This window comes from Streptomyces sp. NPDC034043 (assembly GCF_055575675.1).
Genome location: NZ_JBVISF010000007.1, coordinates 130099 through 150940, shown reverse-complemented (window position 1 = coordinate 150940; position 20842 = coordinate 130099). Strand labels below are relative to the sequence as shown.

The 20842-nt window shown below is 74.0% G+C and carries 20 protein-coding genes; 16 read left to right on the top strand and 4 right to left on the bottom strand.

All coding sequences use genetic code 11. From position 1 onward, the window contains the following. Nucleotides 1-12: 12 nt before the first annotated feature. Nucleotides 13-1410, top strand: coding sequence for an LLM class flavin-dependent oxidoreductase (locus tag ACZ51S_RS19130; RefSeq protein ID WP_468802777.1), 1398 nt, complete (start codon nucleotides 13-15; stop codon nucleotides 1408-1410). Here the strand turns inward: ACZ51S_RS19130 and ACZ51S_RS19125 are convergent. Together ACZ51S_RS19125 and ACZ51S_RS19120 are read right to left on the bottom strand one after the other, a co-directional pair. Next, nucleotides 1364-2101: a DUF2470 domain-containing protein gene (locus ACZ51S_RS19125; RefSeq protein ID WP_468802776.1), complete on the bottom strand. Its 738-nt coding sequence runs from the start codon at nucleotides 2099-2101 to the stop codon at nucleotides 1364-1366. The two genes, ACZ51S_RS19130 and ACZ51S_RS19125, sit on opposite strands and share 47 nt — an antisense overlap. A gap of 43 nt (nucleotides 2102-2144) precedes the next feature. Beyond that, nucleotides 2145-2768, bottom strand: a complete 624-nt coding sequence (locus ACZ51S_RS19120; protein ID WP_468885767.1) for a TetR/AcrR family transcriptional regulator — start codon at nucleotides 2766-2768, stop codon at nucleotides 2145-2147. A 98-nt stretch (nucleotides 2769-2866) separates the two neighbouring features. Here ACZ51S_RS19120 and ACZ51S_RS19115 point away from each other — a divergent pair, with 98 nt between their 5' ends. The 4 genes from ACZ51S_RS19115 (at nucleotide 2867) to ACZ51S_RS19100 (ending at nucleotide 5666) form a co-directional block, all read left to right on the top strand. Then, nucleotides 2867-3262, top strand: coding sequence for a cell division protein SepF (locus tag ACZ51S_RS19115; protein WP_388938420.1), 396 nt, complete (start codon nucleotides 2867-2869; stop codon nucleotides 3260-3262). Between the two features lie 66 nt (nucleotides 3263-3328). Further along, nucleotides 3329-4663: an AAA family ATPase gene (locus tag ACZ51S_RS19110; protein ID WP_468802774.1), complete on the top strand. Its 1335-nt coding sequence runs from the start codon at nucleotides 3329-3331 to the stop codon at nucleotides 4661-4663. Then, entirely contained in the window at nucleotides 4660-5055 is a 396-nt protein-coding gene (locus tag ACZ51S_RS19105) for a nucleotide pyrophosphohydrolase (RefSeq protein WP_468475362.1), read from the top strand. The genes ACZ51S_RS19110 and ACZ51S_RS19105 overlap by 4 nt, the downstream gene beginning before the upstream one ends. Nucleotides 5056-5177: 122 nt before the next feature. Continuing rightward, on the top strand, nucleotides 5178-5666 hold the full coding sequence (locus tag ACZ51S_RS19100; protein ID WP_468475363.1) for a DUF6099 family protein: 489 nt from the start codon (nucleotides 5178-5180) through the stop codon (nucleotides 5664-5666). 84 nt (nucleotides 5667-5750) lie between these two features. Here ACZ51S_RS19100 and ACZ51S_RS19095 read toward each other — a convergent pair whose 3' ends face one another. Beyond that, nucleotides 5751-6011 (bottom strand): hypothetical protein, encoded by a 261-nt coding sequence (locus ACZ51S_RS19095; protein ID WP_468475364.1) that lies wholly within the window; start codon nucleotides 6009-6011, stop codon nucleotides 5751-5753. A 203-nt stretch (nucleotides 6012-6214) separates the two neighbouring features. Here ACZ51S_RS19095 and ACZ51S_RS19090 point away from each other — a divergent pair, with 203 nt between their 5' ends. The 11 genes from ACZ51S_RS19090 to ACZ51S_RS19040 all read left to right on the top strand — a co-directional run bounded on the left by ACZ51S_RS19090 (nucleotide 6215) and on the right by ACZ51S_RS19040 (nucleotide 19691). Then, nucleotides 6215-7138, top strand: a complete 924-nt coding sequence (locus tag ACZ51S_RS19090; RefSeq protein WP_468802773.1) for an LLM class F420-dependent oxidoreductase — start codon at nucleotides 6215-6217, stop codon at nucleotides 7136-7138. Nucleotides 7139-7152: 14 nt separating this feature from the next. Further along, nucleotides 7153-8019 carry a homocysteine S-methyltransferase gene (gene mmuM, locus ACZ51S_RS19085; protein ID WP_468802772.1) on the top strand — a complete coding sequence of 289 codons (867 nt, stop codon included), beginning with the start codon at nucleotides 7153-7155 and terminating at the stop codon, nucleotides 8017-8019. Nucleotides 8020-8146: 127 nt separating this feature from the next. Further along, a complete protein-coding gene (locus ACZ51S_RS19080) occupies nucleotides 8147-8377 on the top strand; it encodes a hypothetical protein (protein ID WP_388938431.1) in 231 nt (76 codons plus the stop codon). Nucleotides 8378-8510: 133 nt separating this feature from the next. After that, nucleotides 8511-9251, top strand: coding sequence for a hypothetical protein (locus ACZ51S_RS19075; RefSeq protein WP_468475367.1), 741 nt, complete (start codon nucleotides 8511-8513; stop codon nucleotides 9249-9251). 52 nt (nucleotides 9252-9303) lie between these two features. Then, complete coding sequence (locus ACZ51S_RS19070) at nucleotides 9304-10821, top strand: 3' terminal RNA ribose 2'-O-methyltransferase Hen1 (protein WP_468802771.1); 1518 nt, start codon at nucleotides 9304-9306, stop codon at nucleotides 10819-10821. Continuing rightward, complete coding sequence (locus tag ACZ51S_RS19065; protein ID WP_468802770.1) at nucleotides 10818-13394, top strand: polynucleotide kinase-phosphatase; 2577 nt, start codon at nucleotides 10818-10820, stop codon at nucleotides 13392-13394. Before ACZ51S_RS19070 ends, ACZ51S_RS19065 begins: the two co-directional genes overlap by 4 nt. 197 nt (nucleotides 13395-13591) lie before the next feature. Beyond that, nucleotides 13592-14059 carry a hypothetical protein gene (locus ACZ51S_RS19060; RefSeq protein ID WP_468475370.1) on the top strand — a complete coding sequence of 156 codons (468 nt, stop codon included), beginning with the start codon at nucleotides 13592-13594 and terminating at the stop codon, nucleotides 14057-14059. A 55-nt stretch (nucleotides 14060-14114) separates the two neighbouring features. Next, on the top strand, nucleotides 14115-15341 hold the full coding sequence (locus ACZ51S_RS19055) for an arginine deiminase (RefSeq protein WP_468475371.1): 1227 nt from the start codon (nucleotides 14115-14117) through the stop codon (nucleotides 15339-15341). Nucleotides 15342-15425: 84 nt separating this feature from the next. Then, nucleotides 15426-16436: an ornithine carbamoyltransferase gene (gene argF, locus ACZ51S_RS19050; protein WP_468475372.1), complete on the top strand. Its 1011-nt coding sequence runs from the start codon at nucleotides 15426-15428 to the stop codon at nucleotides 16434-16436. Nucleotides 16437-16546: 110 nt separating this feature from the next. Then, entirely contained in the window at nucleotides 16547-17374 is an 828-nt protein-coding gene (locus tag ACZ51S_RS19045) for an enoyl-CoA hydratase family protein (protein ID WP_388938443.1), read from the top strand. A gap of 4 nt (nucleotides 17375-17378) precedes the next feature. Beyond that, on the top strand, nucleotides 17379-19691 hold the full coding sequence (locus ACZ51S_RS19040) for a bifunctional salicylyl-CoA 5-hydroxylase/oxidoreductase (protein WP_468475373.1): 2313 nt from the start codon (nucleotides 17379-17381) through the stop codon (nucleotides 19689-19691). Nucleotide 19692: 1 nt separating this feature from the next. Here ACZ51S_RS19040 and ACZ51S_RS19035 read toward each other — a convergent pair whose 3' ends face one another. Beyond that, the gene (locus tag ACZ51S_RS19035) at nucleotides 19693-20532 is read right to left on the bottom strand and encodes a GNAT family N-acetyltransferase (RefSeq protein ID WP_468802769.1); all 840 of its coding nucleotides are present in this window, start codon (nucleotides 20530-20532) and stop codon (nucleotides 19693-19695) included. Between the last annotated feature and the right edge of the window lie 310 nt (nucleotides 20533-20842).

Here is a 20842-nt window from a genome sequence, read left to right as displayed (position 1 = left end):
CAGGGAACAGACATGCCCGCAGCCCGCACCCTCCACCTCAACGCCTTCCTGATGAACTCCGGCCATCACGACGCCGCCTGGCGGCACCCGGCCGGCAGCCCCGAGCGCATCACCGACCCGCGCTACTTCCAGGAGCTGGCCCGCACCGCCGAGCGCGGACGGCTGGACTCGGTCTTCTTCGCGGACGGCCTCGCCCTCTGGGGCAAGGCCCGGCACAACGCCCTCGGCGGCTTCGAGCCGATCACCCTGCTCGCCGCCATCGCCGCCGTTACCGAGCACATCGGCCTGATCGCCACCGCCTCCACGACCTTCCACGAGCCCTACCACCTCGCCCGCACGTTCGCTTCCCTCGACCACATCAGCGGCGGCCGCGCCGGATGGAACATCGTCACCTCCGGCACCGTCGACGAGGCCCGCAACTTCAACCGCGAGGAGCACCTGGAGCACGGCCTGCGCTACGACCGCGCCCGCGAGTTCCTCGACGTCGCCACCAAGCTCTGGGACAGCTGGGAGGACGACGCGATCGTCCTCGACAAGGAGCGCGGCGTCTACGCCGACACCGACAAGCTGCATCCGGCCGCGCACCGCGGCGAGCACTTCTCCGTCGCGGGCCCGCTCAACGTGCCCCGCTCCCCGCAGGGTCACCCGCTGCTCGTGCAGGCCGGCTCGTCCGAGTCCGGGAAGGAGTTCGCGGCCCGGTACGCCGAGGCCGTCTTCACCGCCCAGCAGACCCTCGCCGACGGCCAGACCTTCTACAAGGACCTCAAGTCCCGCCTGGCCCGCTACGGCCGTACCGAGGACGAACTGCTGGTCCTGCCGGGCATCGCCCCCGTCATCGGCTCCACCGAGGCCGAGGCGAAGGCACTGGAGCAGGAGCTCACCGACCTCCAGGTCCCCGAGTACGGGCTCGCCCAGCTGTCCGGGATGCTCGGCACCGACCTCACCGGCGCCGACCTCGACGGCCCGCTGCCCGGACTCCCCGAGGAGCGGGAGATCAACGGGAACAAGAGCCGTTTCACGCTCGTCGCCGAGATCGCCCGCCGCGACGGTCTCACCCTGCGCGAGCTGATCGCCCGCCTGGGCGCCGGCCGCGGCCACCGGGTGTTCGCCGGCACCCCCGAGCAGATCGCGGACCAGCTGGAGGAGTGGTTCACCCGGGGCGCCGCCGACGGCTTCAACATCATGGCGCCCGTCCTGCCCACCGGCCTCACCGACTTCGTGGACCACGTCGTGCCGGTCCTCCAGGCCCGCGGCCTCTTCCGCACCGAGTACACGGGGAGCACCCTGCGCGAGCACTACGGTCTGCCGCGCCCCGCCAACCGCCACACCCGGCAGGGGGACGGGAACGCGGCCCGGGCGGCCCTCAGGCCGGGAGCGAGTTGCGGTGGGAGCGCCGCCGGGCCGCGCTGAGCAGGGCCTGGATCTGGGCACCCGCCTGGTCGACGTCGTCGAGGACGGAGGGGAAGGGCAGTCGCACGTCGCGGTGGCCGGCGCGCTCCTCCAGGCGCAGGGTGATCCCGTACCGGTCCAGGGCGAGCGGCAGCGCGCGCACGACGGCGGCCGAGGGCCGCGGCCGTACCAGCCGCAGCAGCAGGGTCACCAGCTCGGGGTGGTCGTCGAGGAGGTGGGTGAGCATGCCCGCCTCGTACGGGGCGAGCGGGTCGGGCCACGCCCCGTCCAGTTCCTCCAGGCCGATGTACGAGGTCCCGCGCGCGGTCTCCAGCACCGCCCGGCCGTACTCCACGCAGGTGGTGGTCCCGGGGGCGGAGTCCTCGTCGGCCCAGGGCGTCAGCAGGTGGCCCAGGACGGTGACGCGGGCGCGCACCCGGTCGCGTACGGGCGTCGGGGCGATGTCGGTGAACTCCAGCCGGATGGCGGGGAGTCCGGTGCCCGGCTGCGGGGCGGGGTGCCCGGCCAGGGGTGCGGCGGGGTGCAGGTGCAGCCGTCCGAGCACGTCCCCGCCGTCCAGGTTGCGGACCTCGTGGCGCACCCCGTCGACGACCACCGTCATCGAGTGGGCGGCGGCCAGGACGGAGCGGACCAGCTCGGCCTCGGTGGGCCGGGCGGCGGAGGTGGCGGCGGGGGCACCGGGCAGGCGCATGCGGATCTCTCCCTCATCGGAGATTGACTTAGGTATGCCTAACCTAACTCATCGGTGAGGCGGGGAGTACCCCGCGCCCCAGCCGGGCGAGCGTCTCGGCGATCCGCACGGTAGAGAAGCCCAGCGTGTGCCGCTGGAACTGGTAGACCTCCGGGGAGAGCGGGCTGAGCAGGGCGTCCACGCTCACGTCGGGGTCGTCGGCACCGGCCTCCACCAGCAGGCCCCGCACGTGTGCGCGCCAGTGCCGGTACGCGCCGCCCGTGAACCGGGCCGGACCCGGGCCGATGCCCAGGGCCAGCGGCAGGTGGCGCTCCAGGTGTTCCAGGGCCGCGGAGTAGAAGGCCGCCAGCCGCTGCGCCGGAGGAGCGCCGGGCCCCAGCGGCGGCGGGCCGAACGCGAGCCGCCCGCCGAGGATCCGCTCGTGCTCCTCCAGGAGGGCGCCGGCCACGGAGGCGGGATCGGGGAAGCGGCGGTAGAGGGTGGCCCGTCCGACCCCCGCTGCCTTGGCTATGTGGTCCATCGTCACGCTGCGCGGATCCCGCTCGGTGAACAACTGCTCGGCGGCTGCGAGGATCTGGGCGCGGTTGCGGATCGCGTCCTCGCGCAGCGGGGGCCGCCCGGCGGCCGTGATGTCGCGTAGCGTGCGGACCTCGTCGCCATTGGCCATGGCGGCGACCCTACGTGCTCCGTGTCGGTGTTGGGCTGAACGGGTGAAACGCGAGAGGATGGGTGGATGCACATGAAGCGCGCGGCCGAGGCGGCCCGGTGAGCAGGTACGACGTCACCGACGAGCAGTGGGAGGGGCTCGCGCAGGTGGTACCCCTGCGCAGCCGCAACGAGTGGCCCTCCCGGGTGGACCACCGCACCATCCCCAAGGCTCCCGGACCGGCCGCGGCGGAACAGCGGCGCTTCGTGGTGATCCGGGTCCAGATCTTCGCCGACGCGCGGGAGGTGGCGGAGTACCTGATCGCGCAGATCCCCGTACTGCTGGACCTCACCGGCGCGGACAGCGAAGTGGCCAAGCGGATCCTCGACTTCAGCAGCGGCGTGGTCTTCGGCCTCGGCAGCGGCATGCACCGCGTCGACCGCAACGTCTTCCTGCTGGCGCCGGTCGGCACCGAGGTGGAGGGGATCGCGGCGGCGGCCGTCCCCCGATCGTAGGAAGGTCGCGGCGGCGGAACGGTTCGGCGGTCACCCGGCCCGCCCGGCGGACCGTACCGTCCGGCCATGGACGCCACCCTGGACACGACGAGGCCCGGTGCACCCGCCGCCGCCCCGACCGGTACGCCCGCCGCCGCCCCGACCGGTACGCCCCCGAGCGACGAGACCGCTGACAGCCCGTTACGCCCGCACCCCGCCCGCGGCACCCGCTCCGGCACGCCGCCGCGCCCCGCCGGAGCCACCGCCTCCGGCGGCGCTCCCGCCGACGCCGGCCCACCCCGCCCGGCCGTCACGCAGCTGCGGCTGTCCGCCTTCGGGACGCACCGGGCGGCCGTGTTCCCGCTGGGCCCCGTGACCCTCTTCACCGGCCCCAGCGGCAGCGGCAAGTCCCAGGCCCTGGCCGCCTACCGGGCGCTGGCCCAGCTCGCCTCCGGAACCACCCTGAGCGAGGCCTTCCCCGACCCGCGGGCCCGGGTGCCCGAACGGGCCCGGCCCGGCCCCGGCGGGCGGCGCGGCTTCCACCTCGGCTGCACGGTCGACGGCCCGACCGGCCCCGTCCGCCTCGACCTCGCCGTCCAGGCCGAGCCCGTGCTGCGCATCGCCGGCGAACGGCTCTCCCAGGACGGCCGGATCCTCCTCACCACCGCCCTGCGCGACCCGCGCCGCCGCACCGTCGAGGCCGCCTGGTTCACCGGCGGAACCGTCGGCGTGACCCGAGCGCAGCTGCCCGACGACCGGCTCGGGACCGGCCTGCTGCCGCTGCGCGTCGCCGGGTCCACGGCCGGGCAGCGGCGGGTGCTGGCCGCCGCCGAGCAGGTGGTGGTCGCCCTGCGGGCGGTCTTCCCCTGCGATCCGCGTCCCGGCCGGATGCGGGCGCCCGTCCCGCCCGGGGAGGGCCGGCTGCGCACCGACTGCGGCAACCTGGCCGACGTACTGCGCCGGACCCGCCACGAATGCGGCACCCGCCACGCGCTGCTCGCCGCGGCGGCGCGGGCCGGATGCGCCGGACCGGTGGCCGGGCTCGACGTACGGGCCGCCCCCGACGGCACCGGCCTCGTCGCCGCCGTACTGGACCGGGGCCCCGCCCTCCCCGCCACCGGCCTGGACCGCCTCGGTGCGGGGGAGCTGCGCTTCCTGGCGCTGGCTCTCGTCCTGCTCACCGGACCCGGCGTGCTGGCCGTGGACCCGGCCGCCGAACTGCTCTCCGCCCGCCAGGCCCTCACCGTCCTCGCCGACGGCCTCGACCGGGGACTGGACCGCCGGCAGGCCGCCGAACTGCTGCGCCTGGCCCTGCTGTCCGGCGGTCGCGGGCACATCCGGCTGGTGGCGGCGGTCGGCGAGGACACCGCGGGAACCGGACGGGGACTCCCGGGCGTCTCAGTGGTAGACCTGTCCCCATGAACGACGCCGCACCCACGGACGACGGGCCCGCTCACCAGCAAGGCGAACGCCTTTACCAACTCCAGCGACGGCTGGCCGATTTCGCGGCCGCCCGGAACTGGGCCCCGTACCACACGCCCAAGAACCTGGCCGTGGCGCTGAGCGTGGAGGCCGCCGAACTGGTCGAGATCTTCCAGTGGCTGACGCCGGAACAGTCGGCGGCGGTCATGGAAGAGCCCGAAAGCGCACACAGAGTGGCCGACGAGGTCGCCGACGTGATGGCGTATCTGCTGCAGTTCTGTGAGGTTCTCGGGGTGGATGTGCTGGATGCGCTGGCCGCGAAGATCGAGAGGAACGAACACCGCTTCCCGGTAACCGGGACTTCGACACCAGATTGTCACTCTTCGGAGTGATGGCGTCGTCCACAACCATGTTTGTGTCCACAGATTTCCGAATACCCCTGGCTTTACTGGCTCGCTGGCTTCACTCTGGGTAGTGAAGCATGAGGGGATGTCGTGCGGACGGGGGACGGCATATGGATGCGGTACGGCTCATCGCGGCCGGCCGGCACGCGCTGGCACGGAGCGGGGCGGCATGGGGCATCGTGGGTGAGGCCTGGCAGGCCCAGGCGCTCGCGCAGGGCATCGGGAGCTGGCTGGCCGTCAGCGGGCCGGCCGAGCTGAGGGCGGAGGCGCGGGGACTGGGGGAAGCCGGCGGCAGGGGCTGCGGGGTCGTGGACCGGGCGGCCCTGCTCGGTGAGGGGAGACCGCCCGAACAGCCCCCGAGAGCGGCGCAGCTGAGCGGAGTGGCCGACGTACGGCAGACGCTGCTCGGGCTCCAGGAGCTGCTCGGCGAGGTCGGCATAGCCCTGGTCGGGGTCGCCTGCGCGACGGACGAGGAGGGCCTGTACTGGCAGTGCATAGAGTCGATCGACGCGGCGGACGAGTCCAGCGACCGGGTACGGGCACTGCTGCGCCGGATGACGTTCGTGCCGGAGCGGGGTCCGGCTTCGGGAGTCGGCTGAGCCGGGAGTGAGCGGCAGGAGCCGCGCCGCCGGAAGGGGGCCGCGGCTGAGGGTCCCGGCGCGGGCGACGGGACCCCCGCGCGGTCAGCGGGACCGGTCCGAGCGGAGCTCGCCCTCGTACGCGCGGGTACCGGGAGCCGCCGGGGGAGTACGGTCCGCGGAGTGCTGGAGGTCGGCGTCGAGCTGCGAGAGGTCGGCGTTCAGCGCCGCCATCAGCTCCTCCATCTGCTGCAACAGGCCCTTCGGCGCCCCGCCCCGGGCGGGCGCCTCGGGCTCCTGGCGTGCGTCGTCGCGTGCTGCCTGTCCGGTCTGTCCTGGATGCTCTGGCACGGACTCGTGGGACATGGCGGCCTCCTCGGCCCTGGCCCTTCCGGTGCGGAAGGGGGCGGTGGACGCATCGGCGGGAGGCCGCCGGCGCGCGGGCCGGGCGGTCCGGCTCCGTCCGAGCCAACGATCTCCATCGCCGCTGGTCACTGGCGGGGCGGGGGGCGGGTCTCCCGATTGACGCGGATTCACCCGGCAGGGGTGGTCGGGGCAGGATGGGGAGCATGGATCTCCGCGTTTTCACCGAACCGCAGCAGGGCGCCAGTTACGACACGCTCCTGACCGTCGCCAAGGCCACCGAGGACCTGGGCTTCGACGCGTTCTTCCGCTCGGACCACTACCTGAGGATGGGCTCCGCCGACGGCCTGCCGGGCCCCACCGACGCCTGGATCACCCTCGCGGGCCTGGCCCGCGAGACGAAGCGGATCCGGCTGGGCACGCTGATGACGGCCGGTACCTTCCGGCTGCCCGGCGTCCTCGCGATCCAGGTGGCGCAGGTCGACCAGATGTCCGGCGGCCGGGTGGAACTGGGCCTGGGCGCGGGCTGGTTCGAGGAGGAGCACAAGGCGTACGGGATCCCCTTCCCGGCGGAGCGGATGGCACGGCTGGAGGAGCAGCTGGCCATCGTCACCGGGCTGTGGGCGACCGAGCCCGGCGCCACCTTCGACTACCGGGGTGTCCACTACCAGGTGGAGAACTCCCCGGCGCTCCCCAAGCCCGCCCAGGCCAAGGTGCCCGTCCTCATCGGCGGGCACGGCGCGCGGCGCACCCCGCGCCTCGCCGCCCGGTACGCCGACGAGTTCAACATGCCGTTCGCCTCGGTGGAGGACAGCCGCAGGCAGTTCGCCCGGGTCCGGGAGGCAGCCGCCGAGGCCGGGCGCAAGGCGGACGAACTCGTCTACTCCAACGCCCTGGTGGTGTGCGTCGGCAAGGACGACGCCGAGGTGGCCCGCCGGGCCGCCGCCATCGGACGCGAGGTGGACGAGCTCAAGGCCAACGGCCTGGCCGGCTCCCCGGACGAGGTGGTGGAGAAGCTCGGCACCTACTCCGCCATCGGCTCCTCGCGCGCCTACCTCCAGCTCCTCGACCTCGACGACCTGGACCACCTGGAGCTGATCTCCGCCCGGGTGCTGCCCCAGCTCGGATAGGGGACCGTGGAACCATGCCCCGTGCGACCGGCCCGCTCGCCGAAGCCCTGGCCCGCAGGGTCGTGCTCCTGGACGGCGGGCTGAGCAACCAGCTCGCCGACCAGGGCTGCGACCTGTCCGGGGGGATGTGGACGGGCCGGGTGCTCGCCGAGCGCCCCGACCAGGTGGCGGCCGCCCACACGGCGTACGTCCGGGCCGGGGCCGAGGTGCTGATCACCGCGAGCTACCAGGTCGGGCAGGACCCCGCCCTGCTGGAGCGGAGCGTGCGGGTGGCCGGCGGCGCGGCGCGGGCCGCCGGCCACGAGGTCTGGGTGGCCGCCTCGGTGGGCCCTTACGGGGCGGTCCTGGCGGACGGCTCCGAGTACCGCGGACGGTACGGGCTGGGCGTGGGGGAGCTGGCCGCCTTCCACCGGCCCCGGATCGGGGCGTTGCTGGCGGCGGGCCCGGACGTGCTGGCGCTGGAGACCGTCCCGGACGCCATGGAGGCCGAGGCCCTGCTGCGGGTGCTGGCGGGGACGGGGGCCCGTGCCTGGCTCAGCTACACCGTCGCGGGCGGCCGCACCCGGGCCGGCCAGCCCCTCGCGGAGGCCTTCGCCCTGGCGGCTGCCGCGCCCGAGGTGATCGCGGTCGGCGTCAACTGCTGTGATCCGGCCGATGTGCTGCCCGCCCTGGAGGCCGCCGCGTCCGTCACCGCGAAGCCGCTGGTGGCCTACCCGAACGACGGCTCCGTCTGGGACGCGGCGGCCGGCAGCTGGAACGCCCCCGCCACTCCGGCCCCCTGGCCGGTCCGGGCCTGGCGCGCGGCCGGAGCGCGCCTCATCGGCGGCTGCTGCCGCATCGGCCCGGACGGCATCGCCGCCCTCGGCGCCCAGCCGGCCTGACCGGGACCGGGTTCCGGGAGCCGGGCTCCGGGACCCGTGACGCGGCCAGGCAAGGGCCTGCGGCCGACTGTCACTCGATCGGGTGAACGCCCTTTCTGGTCGGCTGCCGCTGGGATAGGCAGGAGAGATGAAGCGCACCAGCAGGACGGGCGCCGCCGCCAGGCGCCGCATCACCCGCTCCAGGGCGTGCGGGGAGAAGAAGCAGTTCGCGAACGAGGCCGCGGCGGAACGGGCCGCGAGTGAGATGAACCGGATCCAGCCGTGGCAGCACGAGCGGATCGCCTACCTGTGCCCGTACAGCGGCAGCGAACCGCACTGGCACATCGGCCGCCCGCTCAACATTCCCAAGCAGCGCTGAACGCACGACGCCCCATGGAGGTGCTCGCAGGACGGTGGCCGAATCACCTCAGGGGGTGGTCCGGCCGCCGCACCTCGGCCGGACCCGGTCGTTGTGCAGGGTCCGACACCCCCTACGGGCGAGAGGAACCCCCATGGGACGCAGGAAGCCCAACAAGCCGGGGCGCAGCCGCCAGGCGCAGTACACGCTCCAGCAGTTGCAGCCCCCCGGCTACGACGAGTGGCTCAGGGTCGACCCGAAGTCCGCCGAAGCCGCCGACGACCCACGCCTGTCCCCGGACGCCGTCGGCCTCGTACGCCGCCTCGGGCGCCTGCGCGCCTTCTACCCGGGCCGCATCCCCGTCCAGGCCGTGCACCTCGACGTCGCCATCGACGAGGGCACCGTCCTGCTGCGCCAGGGCGACACGGTCGCGCCGCTGCCGGTCGGCGTGGCCGCGGAGATGCTCGGCGCCGACCCGGCCGGCGACCAGGTCCGCAGGAGCCTGCACGAACTGCACGCCCACGGCGGCGTCCTCGTGGACACCGGCACGGAGGCGACACTCCTGCGGATCGTCGCCCAGCGCCCCGAACGCCCCGGCGATCCCTGGGTGTTCGCCGACTCCCCGGAGGAGACGCTCGTCCCGAAGGTCTGCGTCCCCGCGTACCCCGGTGACATCAGCCTCGACGAGTTCGCCGCCCTGGCCTTCATCAGGTCCCGCATGGCCGAGGGCACCGAGGCCGACCCGGAGGAGTTCGCCCGGCACGAAGGCGTCGGAACCGTCGAGCGGGCCCGCGAACTCTTCGGGGCCGTCGCCGAGCTCGCCGGGGTCAAGGGATGCTCCGCCTGCCCGTCCGGTCACATCTGCACGCGTGATCCCGGCCCGTCCGACGACTGATCCCCGGAAATCCGTTCGCCCCGGCGATGCCGCCCAGGTCATGCTGGAGCGCATGTTCCTGACGATCAGCACCACCGGCACGACGGAGAATCCGGCCACTGACCTGGGATTCCTGCTGCACAAGCATCCCGGGAAGGCGCAGGCGTTCTCCACCTCGCACGGCACCGCCCACGTGTTCTACCCCGAGGCCACGGCCGAGCGGTGCACGGTCGCGCTGCTGCTCGAGGTGGACCCCGTCGCGCTCGTGCGGCGCGGTCAGGGCAAGGGGTCGGGCGGAACGCCCGACGCCGCCCTCGCCCAGTACGTCAACGACCGCCCGTACGCCGCCTCCTCGCTCCTCGCCGTGGCGCTGAGCGCGGTCTTCCGCACCGCCCTCAAGGGCCAGTGCGCCCTGCGGCCCGACCTGCCCGGGCACCCGCTCCCGCTGCGGATCGAGGTCCCGGTGCTGCCCGCCCGGGGCGGCCCGGAGCTGGTGCGCCGCCTGTTCGGGCCGCTGGGCTGGGAGCGGGTGGAGACCGGCCCGGTCGTGCTGGACGAGCGGTTCCCGGAGTGGGGCGACAGCCGCTACGTGCGGCTCGTGCTGGAGGGCCGGCTGCGGCTGGAGGACGCCCTGCGCCAGCTGTACGTACTGCTGCCGGTGCTCGACGACGCCAAGCACTACTGGATCGCCCCCGACGAGGTCGACAAGCTGCTGCGCGTCGGGGACGGCTGGCTGCCCGCGCACCCCGAGCACGCGCTCATCACCGCCCGCTACCTGGCCCGCCACAAGCGCCTCACGCAGGAGGCCATGGAGCGCCTGGAGCTGGCCCGGCTGGCCGAGGCCGACGGGAGCGAGGCCGAGGAGCTCGACAACGCCGTCGACGACAGCCCCGTCGACGACACCGCGGACGCCGCCGCGGACACGGCCGACGGGACTCCGGACGCGCTGGAGCGGTCCGTGCCGCTCGCCGTGCGACGGCGTGACGCGATCCTCGGCGCGCTGCGCGAGGCCGGCGCCCAGCGGGTGCTCGACCTCGGCTGCGGCCAGGGACAGCTGGTGCAGGCCCTGCTCAAGGACCCGGCGTACACCGAGATCGTCGGCGTCGACGTGTCGGTGCGGGCGTTGACGACGGCCGCCCGGCGGCTGCGGCTGGAGCGGATGGGGGAGCGCCAGAGCTCCCGGGTCCGGCTGCTCCAGGGCTCGCTCGCCTACACCGACAAGCGGCTGGCCGGCTATGACGCGGCCGTGCTGAGCGAGGTGATCGAGCACGTGGACCTGCCCCGGCTGCCGGCGCTGGAGCACGCCGTCTTCGCCGCGGCCCGGCCCCGCACGGTCCTCGTCACCACCCCGAACGCCGAGTACAACGTGCGCTGGGAGTCCCTGCCCGCCGGACACGTCCGCCACCGGGACCACCGCTTCGAGTGGACCCGCGAGGAGTTCCGCGCCTGGGCCGGCCGCGTCGCCGTCCGGTACGGCTACAGCGTCGTCCACGTGCCCGTCGGCGACGAGGACCCCGAGGTGGGGGCGCCGACCCAGATGGCCGTCTTCACCACCGCCACCGAGAGCCCGAAGGAGGCCGAGGCAGCATGAGCACCACCACCGAGCGCGCGGGCCACCGCGTACTTCCCGTCACCGACCTGTCCCTCGTCGTCCTCATCGGCGCCACCGGATCGGGCAAGTCCACCTTCGCCCGCAAGCACTTCAAGCCCACCGAGATCCTCTCCTCCGACCACTGCCGGGGCCTGGTCGCCGACGACGAGAACGACCAGAGCGCCAGCAAGGACGCCTTCGAGGTCCTCCACCACATCGCCGGCAAGCGGCTGGCCGCCGGCCGCCTCACCGTCGTGGACGCCACCAGCGTCCAGCGGGAGTCCCGCCGCGAGCTGGTCCGCCTGGCCCGCGAGCACGACGTCCTGCCCATCGCGATCGTCCTCGACATGCCCGAGGCGGTCTGCGCCGAGCGCAACGCCGCCCGGCCCGACCGGGCGGGACTGCCACGCCGGGTCATCCAGCGGCACCGCTCCGAGCTGCGCCGCTCCCTGCGCGGCCTGGAGCGCGAGGGTTTCCGCAAGGTGCACGTCCTGCGCACCGTGGAGGAGGCCGACTCCGCCGAAGTGGTGCTGGAGAAGCGCTTCAACGACCTCACGCACCTCACCGGCCCCTTCGACATCATCGGTGACGTCCACGGCTGCTCCTCCGAGCTGGAGACCCTGCTCGCCGAGCTCGGCTACGAGGACGGCGTCCACCCCGCGGGCCGCACCGCGGTCTTCGTCGGCGACCTCGTCGACCGGGGCCCCGACAGCCCCGGCGTGCTGCGCCGGGTGATGGGCATGGTCAGCTCCGGCAACGCCCTGTGCGTGCCCGGGAACCACGAGAACAAGCTCGGCCGTTACCTCAAGGGCTCCAAGGTCCAGCAGACCCACGGCCTCGCCGAGACCGTCGAGCAGCTCTCCCGCGAGAGCGAGGAGTTCGTGCAGGAGGTCAGGGAGTTCATCGCCGGTCTGGTCAGCCACTACGTCCTCGACGGCGGCAGGCTCGTCGTCTGCCACGCGGGGCTGCCCGAGAAGTACCACGGCCGTACCTCCGGCCGGGTCCGCGCGCACGCCCTCTACGGGGAGACCACCGGCGAGACCGACGAGTTCGGCCTGCCCGTGCGCTACCCGTGGGCCGAGGACTACCGGGGCAAGGCGGTCGTGGTCTACGGCCACACCCCCGTCCCGGACACGGCCTGGATCAACAACACCATCTGCCTCGACACCGGCGCCGTCTTCGGCGGCCGGATGACCGCCCTGCGCTGGCCCGAGCGCGAACTGGTCGACGTACCGGCCGAGAAGGTCTGGTACGAGCCGGTCAAGCCGCTCGCCGCCGAGGTGCCCGCAGGCCACGAGGGGCGCCCGCTCGACCTCTCCGACGTCCACGGCCGCCGGGTCGTGGAGACCCGCCACCTGGGCAACATCGGCGTCCGCGAGGAGAACGCGGCCGCGGCCCTGGAGGTCATGAGCCGCTTCGCGGTGGACCCCCGGCTGGTGCCGTACCTGCCGCCGACCATGGCGCCGACGGCCGCCTCCCAGGAGGAGGACCGTGCCGGCGGGCCCTTCCTGGAGCACCCCGCCGAGGCATTCGCCCAGTACCGGGCCGACGGCATCGGCCGGGTGGTGTGCGAGGAGAAGCACATGGGGTCCCGCGCCACCGTCCTGCTCTGCCGGGACGCGGACGTGGCCCGCGAGCGGTTCGGGGTCGAGGACGGCTCCACCGGGTCCCTCTACACCCGTACCGGCCGGCCCTTCTTCCCGGACCGGCAGGTCACCGAGGAGTTCCTCGCCCGGCTGCGTGCCGCGGTCGACGGGGCGGGGCTGTGGGAGGAGCTCGGCACCGGCTGGCTGCTCCTCGACGGTGAACTGCTGCCCTGGTCCCTGAAGTCCACCGGCCTGCTGCGCAACCAGTACGCGGCCGTGGGCGCCGCCTCCCGTACCGTCCTCCCGGCGGCCGTCGCCGCCCTGGAGGCGGCCGCGGCCAGGGGCGTGGACACCGGGGCGCTGCTGGAGCGCCAGCGCGGGCGGGCCGCCGACGCCGCCGCCTTCACCGAGGCGTACCGGCGCTACTGCTGGACCACCGACGGGCTGGACGGCGTACGGTTCGCGCCGTTCCAGCTGCTCGCGGCGGCGGGCCGGTCCCTGGCGGCCGTACCGCACGACGAGCAGCTGGCCTGGCTGGACCGGCTCGCGGACGCCGACGAGCGGACCGGCGGCCCGCTGCTGCGCCGGACCCGCCGCGTGTACGTGGACACCGGCGACGAGGAGTCCGTCCGTGCGGGCACCGACTGGTGGCTGCGGCTCACGGCCGAGGGCGGCGAGGGCATGGTCGTCAAACCGCTCCGGGCGTACGCCCGGGACGGGAAGGGCCGGCTGGTCCAGCCCGGGCTGAAGGTCCGCGGGCGCGAGTACCTGAGGATCATCTACGGTCCGGAGTACGCCCGTCCCGGCCGGCTGGAGCCGCTGCGCCACCGGTTCCTCGGACACAAGCGCTCGCTCGCCCTGCGCGAGTACGCGCTCGGTCTGGAGGCGCTGGACCGGCTGGCGGCGGGGGAGCCGTTGTGGCGGGTCCACGAGCCGGTGTTCGCGGTGCTCGCGCTGGAGTCGGAGCCGGTCGACCCCCGGCTGTGAGCGGCGTCCGTAAAGGCGCGGCGTAAAGGGAGGGCCCCCGTACGGCCGCGAATTAGGTCGTATGGGGGAACTTTCCCCTCCAAGCCCCGGGAAAGCGCCGGCGGGATCGTTCATCCAGGGCAGCGGAGTGTCCGCGACCCAGGAAGGACGGAACGTCACTTATGAAGATGACCGCGCGCGGAAGCATTGCGGCGCTCATGACCTGTATGGCCGCGGCCGGCGCGGCCTCCCCGGCCGTGGCCGACTCGGTCCCGGTGGGTGTCCCGCTGGAGGCGGTGGAGACCACGCTGGGACTGCCCGCCCCGCACCTGGCGACGGGGGTCCCGGTGCCGCTCGTCGGCGCCCCGGAGGCACCCCGGTTCCACCGGGGTGACCTGCTGCCGACCCCCTTGCTCCCGGTGGTGCCGATCGCCGCCGACCTCGGGGCCACCCGTCTCACGTCCCCGGTTCCCAACCTGATGGGCGAGCAGAAGACGGACGGCGAGGGGTTCCTCGAGTCGTCGGACAGCACCCTGCTCACCCGCACTCCCGGCGCGAACGTCCGTGCCCCGCTGACGATGCCGGACGCGAGCAATTCGGGGATCCCGAACCTGGCCGTCCCGGACCTGGGCCTGTCGGCCCCGGACGTCGTCGGCACCCCGACGGCACTTCTCGGCCTGCGCTGAGCCGGGAAAGCCGACGCGAGGTCAGAAGGCCGCCCGGTCTGGGAACGTGTACGGCATGGGATTCCACGTCGACTCCGAGACCGGGCGGCTTCGCCGCGTCATCCTCCACCGGCCCGACCTGGAGCTGAAGCGGCTCACACCAAGCAACAAGGACGCCCTGCTCTTCGATGACGTGCTGTGGGTGCGCCGGGCCCGCCAGGAGCACGACGGCTTCGCGGACGTGCTCCGCGACCGGGGGGTGTCCGTCCACCTCTTCGGCGACCTCCTGCGGGAGGTCCTCGACGTCACCGAGGCACGGCACCTCGTACTGGACCGGGTCTTCGACGAGAAGGAGTACGGGCCGCTCGCCACGGACCACCTGCGCGCGGTCTTCGACGGGCTGCCGTCGGACGCCCTCGCGGAGGCGCTGGTCGGCGGCATGACCAAGCGGGAGTTCCTGGAGCGGCACGCCGAGCCGGTCTCGGTGCGCTTCCACGCCCTGGAGATGGACGGCTTCCTGCTCGGGCCGCTGCCGAACCACCTCTTCACCCGTGACACCTCCGCCTGGATCTACGACGGGGTGTCCATCAACGCCATGCGCTGGCCCGCACGCCAGCGCGAGACCGTGCATTTCGAGGCGATCTACCGGCACCATCCGCTCTTCACCGGATCCGGCCCCTTCCACTACTGGTCGCAGGGCCAGCCGGACTACCCCTCCACGATCGAGGGCGGGGACGTCCTGGTCATCGGCAACGGCGCGGTACTGATCGGGATGAGCGAACGCACCACCCCGCAGGCGGTGGAGATGCTGGCCCGCGGCCTGTTCGCGGCCGGCTCGGCGAAGGTCATCGTGGCCCTCGACATGCCCAAGCGGAGGGCCTTCATGCACTTGGACACGGTGATGACGATGGTCGACGCAGATACGTTCACTCAGTACGCCGGCCTCGGCATGCTGCGCTCGTACACGATCCGGCCGGGCGAGGGGGCGAGCGACCTCCGGGTCAGCGACCACCCGCCGGAGCACATGCACCGGGCCATCGCCTCCGCCCTCGGCCTGGACGGCGTGCGGGTGCTCACGGCCACGCAGGACGTGCACTCGGCGGAGCGCGAGCAGTGGGACGACGGGTGCAACGTCCTGGCCGTGGAGCCGGGAGTGGTCGTCGCCTACGAGCGGAACGTCACCACCAACACGCACCTGCGCAAGGAGGGGATCGAGGTGATCGAGATCCCCGGCAGCGAGCTGGGGCGGGGCCGCGGCGGCCCGCGCTGCATGAGCTGCCCCGTCGAGCGGGACCCCGTGTGACATGATCCACCCGTCCTGTATATCAATGCGGAGTATCGTATAGACTTCCAGCATCCCCTGTCAGTGCCACCCAGGAGCGTCCCCATGGCCACCGACCTCTTCGGTCGCAGTTTCCTCAAGGAGCTCGACTTCACCGCCGCCGAGTTCCGCGGCCTGGTCGAGCTCGCCGCCGAACTGAAGGCGGCCAAGAAGGCGGGGACCGAGCAGCGCCTCCTCCAGGGGAAGAACCTCGCGCTGATCTTCGAGAAGACCTCCACGCGCACCCGCTGCGCCTTCGAGGTCGCCGCCGCGGACCAGGGCGCCCACACCGTCTACCTCGACCCCTCGGGCTCCCAGATCGGCCACAAGGAGTCCGTCCGGGACACGGCACGGGTGCTCGGCCGGATGTTCGACGGCATCGAGTACCGGGGCGACAGCCAGCAGGCCGTCGAGGAACTGGCCGCCCACTCCGGCGTGCCCGTCTTCAACGGTCTCACGGACGACTGGCACCCGACCCAGATGCTCGCCGACGTCCTCACCATGACCGAGCACAGTGCCAAGCCGCTGGAACGGATCTCCTTCGCCTACCTCGGCGACGCCCGCTTCAACATGGGCAACTCCTACCTGGTGACCGGCGCCCTGCTGGGCATGGACGTACGCGTCGTCGCGCCGAAGGCGTACTGGCCGGCCGAGGCCGTCGTGGCGCGGGCCCGGGAGCTCGCCGCGGTCAGCGGGGCCCGGATCACCCTGACCGAGGAGGTCGCGGAGGGCGTGGCGCAGGCCGACTTCGTGGCCACGGACGTCTGGGTCTCGATGGGCGAGCCCAAGGAGGTCTGGGACGAGCGGATCGAGGCGCTGGCCCCGTACGCCGTGACCATGGACGTGCTGCGGGCGACCGGCAACCCGGACGTGAGGTTCCTGCACTGCCTGCCCGCCTACCACGACCTGGGCACGAAGGTGGCCCGGGAGGTCCACGAACGGCACGGGCTGGACTCGCTGGAGGTGACGGACGAGGTGTTCGAGTCCGAGCACTCCGTCGTCTTCGACGAGGCGGAGAACCGGCTGCACACCATCAAGGCCGTGCTCGTCGCGACGCTGGCCGAGCCCGCCGCATAGTCATGCGTGCCGCCCGGCCGGGCACGCGTGCGCCCCGCCCGGGCGGCACCGCGCGCCCTTCTGTCGCGTTTCTCTGACGGTGGTCACCGATCGGTGATAACTTCGATCGTGTGAGCCCCTTCACCGGTTCCACTCCAGCGACCGAACGGTGGCGCCACCTGCGGGTGACCCGGCAGGACGGCGTGGCCACCGTCACCCTCGACCGCCCCGAGAAGCTGAACGCGCTCACCTTCGGCGCCTACGCCGACCTGCGCGATCTGCTCGCCGAACTGTCCCGCACCCGTTCCGTACGCGCCCTCGTCCTCGCCGGTGAGGGCCGCGGCTTCTGCTCCGGCGGGGACGTGGACGAGATCATCGGCGCGACCCTCGCCATGGACACCGCCGAGCTCCTCGACTTCAACCGGATGACCGGCCAGGTGGTCCGCGCGATCCGCGAATGCCCCTTCCCGGTCATCGCCGCCGTGCACGGGGTGGCCGCCGGCGCCGGCGCCGTGCTCGCCCTCGCCGCCGACTTCCGGATCGCCGACCCCTCCGCCCGCTTCGCCTTCCTCTTCACCCGCGTCGGCCTCTCCGGCGGCGACATGGGCGCCGCGTACCTGCTGCCCCGCGTCGTCGGCCTCGGCCACGCCACCCGGCTGCTGATGCTCGGAGAGCCCGTACGCGCCACCGAGGCCGAGCGGATCGGCCTGCTCAGCGAACTGGTCGACGAGGGCAAGGCCGACGCCCGCGCCGCCGAACTGGCCGCCCGCCTCGCCGCCGGACCCGCCCTCGCCCACGCCCAGACCAAGGCCCTGCTCACCGCCGAACTGGACATGCCCCTGGCCGCCTCGGTGGAACTGGACGCCAACACCCAGGCCCTGCTGATGAACGGCCAGGACTACGCGGAGTTCCACGCCGCCTTCACCGCGAAGCGGCCCCCGGAGTGGAAGGGCAGGTAGCCACATGTCCGCGAGCGCCATGAGGGTGGCCGTCGTCGGCGGCGGACCGGGCGGACTGTACGCCGCCGCGCTGCTGGCCCGCCGGGGGCACACCGTGGAGGTCTGGGAACGCAACGCCCCCGACGACACCTTCGGATTCGGCGTGGTCCTCTCCGACGAGACCCTCGGCGGCATCGAACGGGCCGACACCGTCGTCCACGCAGCCCTCGGCGCCGAGTTCGTGCGCTGGGACGACGTGGACGTCGTGCACCGGGGCCGCCTGCTGACCTCCGGCGGCCACGGCTTCGCCGCCCTCGGCCGCCGCCGGCTGCTGGAGATCCTGCACGAACGCTGCGCCGGCCTCGGCGTCCGGCTCCGCTTCCGCGCCGAGGCCCCCGACGCCTTCGAACTGGCCCGCTCCCACGACCTGGTGGTCGCGGCGGACGGGGTGCACAGCGCGACCCGCGCACGCGGCGCCGCCCACTTCCGGCCCACCGAGACCCCCGGACGCTGCCGGTACATCTGGCTCGCCGCCGACTTCGCCTTCGACTCCTTCCGCTTCGAGATCGCCGAGACCGAGCACGGGGTCATGCAGCTGCACGGCTACCCGTACGCCCGCCCCTCGTCCGACCGGCCCGCGTCGGGGCCCGCCGGGTCACCGGGCCCGTCCGGTGCCTCGACCGTGATCGTGGAGATGCGGGAGGAGGTGTGGCGGGCCGCCGGCCTCGACCTGTGCGACGAGGACGAATCGGCGTCCCGCTGCGCCAAGACCTTCGCCGAGGCCCTGCGCGGCCGGCCGCTGCACGGCAACCGCTCGGCGTGGACCCGCTTCCGCACCGTCGTCAACGAGCACTGGTCGCACGGCAACGTGGTGCTGCTCGGCGACGCGGCGCACACCGCCCACTTCTCCATCGGCTCCGGCACCAAGCTCGCCGTCGAGGACGCCCTCGCCCTCGCCGAAGCCCTGGACCGCGGGCCCGACGTCCCCTCGGCCCTCGCCGCCTACGAGGAGGAACGGCGCCCGGCCGTGGCCAGCACCCAGCGCGCCGCCGCCGCCAGCATGCGCTGGTTCGAGGACCTCGCCGGATACGTGGACCAGCCCGCCCGGCAGTTCGCCTTCAACCTGCTCACCCGCAGCCGCCGCGTCACCCACGACAACCTGCGGCTGCGCGACGAACGCTTCACCCGGGCGGTGGAACGCGACTTCGGCTGCCCCGAGAACGCGGACGGCACGGGAACCCCGCCCATGTTCACCCCGTTCACCCTGCGGGGACTCACCCTGCGCAACCGCGTCGTGGTCTCGCCGATGGACATGTACTCGGCCCGGGAGGGCGTGCCCGGCGACTTCCACCTCGTCCACCTGGGCGGGCGGGCCCTCGGCGGCGCGGGGCTCGTCATGACGGAGATGGTGTGCGTCAGCGCCGAAGGCCGGATCACCCCCGGCTGCGCCGGCCTGTGGACGGCGGAGCAGGCGGCCGCCTGGAAACGGATCGCCGACTTCGTCCACGCCTCCGCGCCCGGTACGGCCCTCGGCGTCCAGCTCGGCCACTCCGGCCGCAAGGGCTCCACCCGCCTGATGTGGGAAGGCATGGACGAACCGCTCCCGGACGGCAACTGGCCCCTGGTCGCCGCCTCCGCGCTGCCCTACCGGCCCGGGGTCTCCGCCGTCCCGCGCGCCCTGGAGGCCGCCGACCTCGCGGCGATCCGCTCCGACTTCGCGGCGGCCGCCGTCCGCGCCGCCGAATGCGGCTTCGACCTGCTGGAACTGCACTGCGCGCACGGCTACCTGCTGTCCGGGTTCCTCTCCCCGCTCACCAACCGCCGCGACGACGCCTACGGCGGCCCCCTGGAGAACCGGCTCCGGTTCCCCCTGGAGGTCTTCGACGCGGTCCGCGAGGTCTGGCCCGAGGACCGCCCCATGACGGTCCGGCTCTCGGCCACCGACTGGGCCCCGGGCGGCATCACGCCCGAGGACGCCGAACGGATCGCGGCGGCCTTCGCCGCCCACGGCGCCGACGCCGTCGACGTCTCCACCGGACAGGTCGTCGCCGACGAGGCCCCCGAGTACGGGCGCTCCTACCAGACCCCCTACGCCGACCGGATCCGCAACGCGCTCGGCGTCCCCGTCATCGCCGTCGGCGCGATCTCCTCCTGGGATGACGTCAACTCGCTGCTGCTGGCCGGCCGCGCCGACCTGTGCGCGCTCGGCCGCCCCCACCTGTACGACCCGCACTGGACCCTGCACGCGGCCGCCGAACAGGGGTACGCGGGCCCCGGCGCGCCCTGGCCCGCCCCGTACCGGGCCGGCAGCCGCAGGCCCCCGACCGGCAAGGGGTAGATCAGAGCGCCTCCAGCACGACGCGGTCCTCGACCGGCGTGTAGCCGAGGCGCTGGTAGATGCCGTTGCTGGTGGGGTTGGCCAGGTCGGTGAAGAGCAGCACGTGATCGGCGCCGGCCGCGTACGCGGCGCCGCTCGCGGAGTGCGTGACCCCGGCGGCGTAGCCGCGGCCCCGCGCGGCGGGCGGGGTGTACACCGGCCCGATCCGCGAGGCGCCGGCGATCGGGCGGGAGAAGCCGGCCACCGACACGGGGACGCCCCGGTGCTCCCAGAGCAGGCAGCCGCCGTAGGAGATCCGGTCGCGCAGGGCGGCCTCGGAGGGCGTGCCCGGCGCGTCGCACTCCCGGTGGAACGCCGTGAGCCACTCCACCAGCAGCGGCAGGTCCGCCTCGGCGGCGGGCCGGCCGCGGCCCTCGGGGACCGGGTCCGGGGCGCGGAGCCCCTCCAGCCGGTACAGCCGCTGCTCCTCGGCGACGCGGGCCGGCGCTCCCCACACCCCGGCCAGCGCCGAGGCGTCGGACCGGCGGGCGTTCAGGGCCGCGGCGCCGCGGAGCAGCGGCTCCGACGCGAAGGCGGAGCCCAGCTCCCGGACCGCCTCCACGGGCAGCGCCCCGAGCAGCAGCGGGAAGGGCGGGGTGCACACCAGGGCCCCGGCGACGGCTCCGTCCGCCGCGGTCCACCAGCCGAAGACGGGGTCGGCTGAGCCGAAGGCGTGCGGGCCCCGCCGCACCAGGGCATCGGTGACGGTCAGCAGGCTGGTGTTGACGACGGGCTGCGCGGCGACGGCCGGGCACGCGGCGGCCAGATAGGCCGCCAGATCAGTGCTGAAGGTCCATGTCATGCCCCATCGTGGCGGCCCGGGGGAGCCGGCCGCACCGGGATTTCCGGTGCCGGGGGCCGGGGCCGGCGCCGGGGACCGGGGGCCGGGGGCCGGCCGGGGGCCGGGGGCCGGGGGCGGCGCCGGTGTCGGCGGCCGGCAGCGCGCGCGGGGCCGGTGGGTGCGCGCTCCCCCGCGTGGGGGAGACGATCCCCCCGCACGGGGGAGGAGCGGGGCCCGGGCCGCTGGGATCTTGGGAGTGCGAGCAGCCGCCGGCCGGCGGCGGCCACGGGCCGAGGAGGAACCATGAGCGGGACGCACCCCATCCGGGCGG

Bases quoted from the DNA above. Each gene is read 5' to 3' on its own strand.
- ACZ51S_RS19070 (WP_468802771.1), top strand. From the start codon at position 9,304: ATGTTCCTGACGATCAGCACCACCGGCACGACGGAGAATCCGGCCACT.
- ACZ51S_RS19095 (WP_468475364.1), bottom strand. From the start codon at position 6,011: ATGTCCCACGAGTCCGTGCCAGAGCATCCAGGACAGACCGGACAGGCA.
- ACZ51S_RS19090 (WP_468802773.1), top strand. From the start codon at position 6,215: ATGGATCTCCGCGTTTTCACCGAACCGCAGCAGGGCGCCAGTTACGAC.
- ACZ51S_RS19120 (WP_468885767.1), bottom strand. From the start codon at position 2,768: ATGGCCAATGGCGACGAGGTCCGCACGCTACGCGACATCACGGCCGCC.
- ACZ51S_RS19065 (WP_468802770.1), top strand. From the start codon at position 10,818: ATGAGCACCACCACCGAGCGCGCGGGCCACCGCGTACTTCCCGTCACC.
- ACZ51S_RS19100 (WP_468475363.1), top strand. From the start codon at position 5,178: ATGGATGCGGTACGGCTCATCGCGGCCGGCCGGCACGCGCTGGCACGG.
- ACZ51S_RS19125 (WP_468802776.1), bottom strand. From the start codon at position 2,101: ATGCGCCTGCCCGGTGCCCCCGCCGCCACCTCCGCCGCCCGGCCCACC.
- argF (WP_468475372.1), top strand. From the start codon at position 15,426: ATGGCCACCGACCTCTTCGGTCGCAGTTTCCTCAAGGAGCTCGACTTC.
- ACZ51S_RS19060 (WP_468475370.1), top strand. From the start codon at position 13,592: ATGACCTGTATGGCCGCGGCCGGCGCGGCCTCCCCGGCCGTGGCCGAC.
- ACZ51S_RS19080 (WP_388938431.1), top strand. From the start codon at position 8,147: ATGAAGCGCACCAGCAGGACGGGCGCCGCCGCCAGGCGCCGCATCACC.
- ACZ51S_RS19110 (WP_468802774.1), top strand. From the start codon at position 3,329: ATGGACGCCACCCTGGACACGACGAGGCCCGGTGCACCCGCCGCCGCC.
- ACZ51S_RS19105 (WP_468475362.1), top strand. From the start codon at position 4,660: ATGAACGACGCCGCACCCACGGACGACGGGCCCGCTCACCAGCAAGGC.
- ACZ51S_RS19075 (WP_468475367.1), top strand. From the start codon at position 8,511: ATGGGACGCAGGAAGCCCAACAAGCCGGGGCGCAGCCGCCAGGCGCAG.
- mmuM (WP_468802772.1), top strand. From the start codon at position 7,153: ATGCCCCGTGCGACCGGCCCGCTCGCCGAAGCCCTGGCCCGCAGGGTC.
- ACZ51S_RS19130 (WP_468802777.1), top strand. From the start codon at position 13: ATGCCCGCAGCCCGCACCCTCCACCTCAACGCCTTCCTGATGAACTCC.
- ACZ51S_RS19035 (WP_468802769.1), bottom strand. From the start codon at position 20,532: ATGACATGGACCTTCAGCACTGATCTGGCGGCCTATCTGGCCGCCGCG.
- ACZ51S_RS19040 (WP_468475373.1), top strand. From the start codon at position 17,379: ATGTCCGCGAGCGCCATGAGGGTGGCCGTCGTCGGCGGCGGACCGGGC.
- ACZ51S_RS19055 (WP_468475371.1), top strand. From the start codon at position 14,115: ATGGGATTCCACGTCGACTCCGAGACCGGGCGGCTTCGCCGCGTCATC.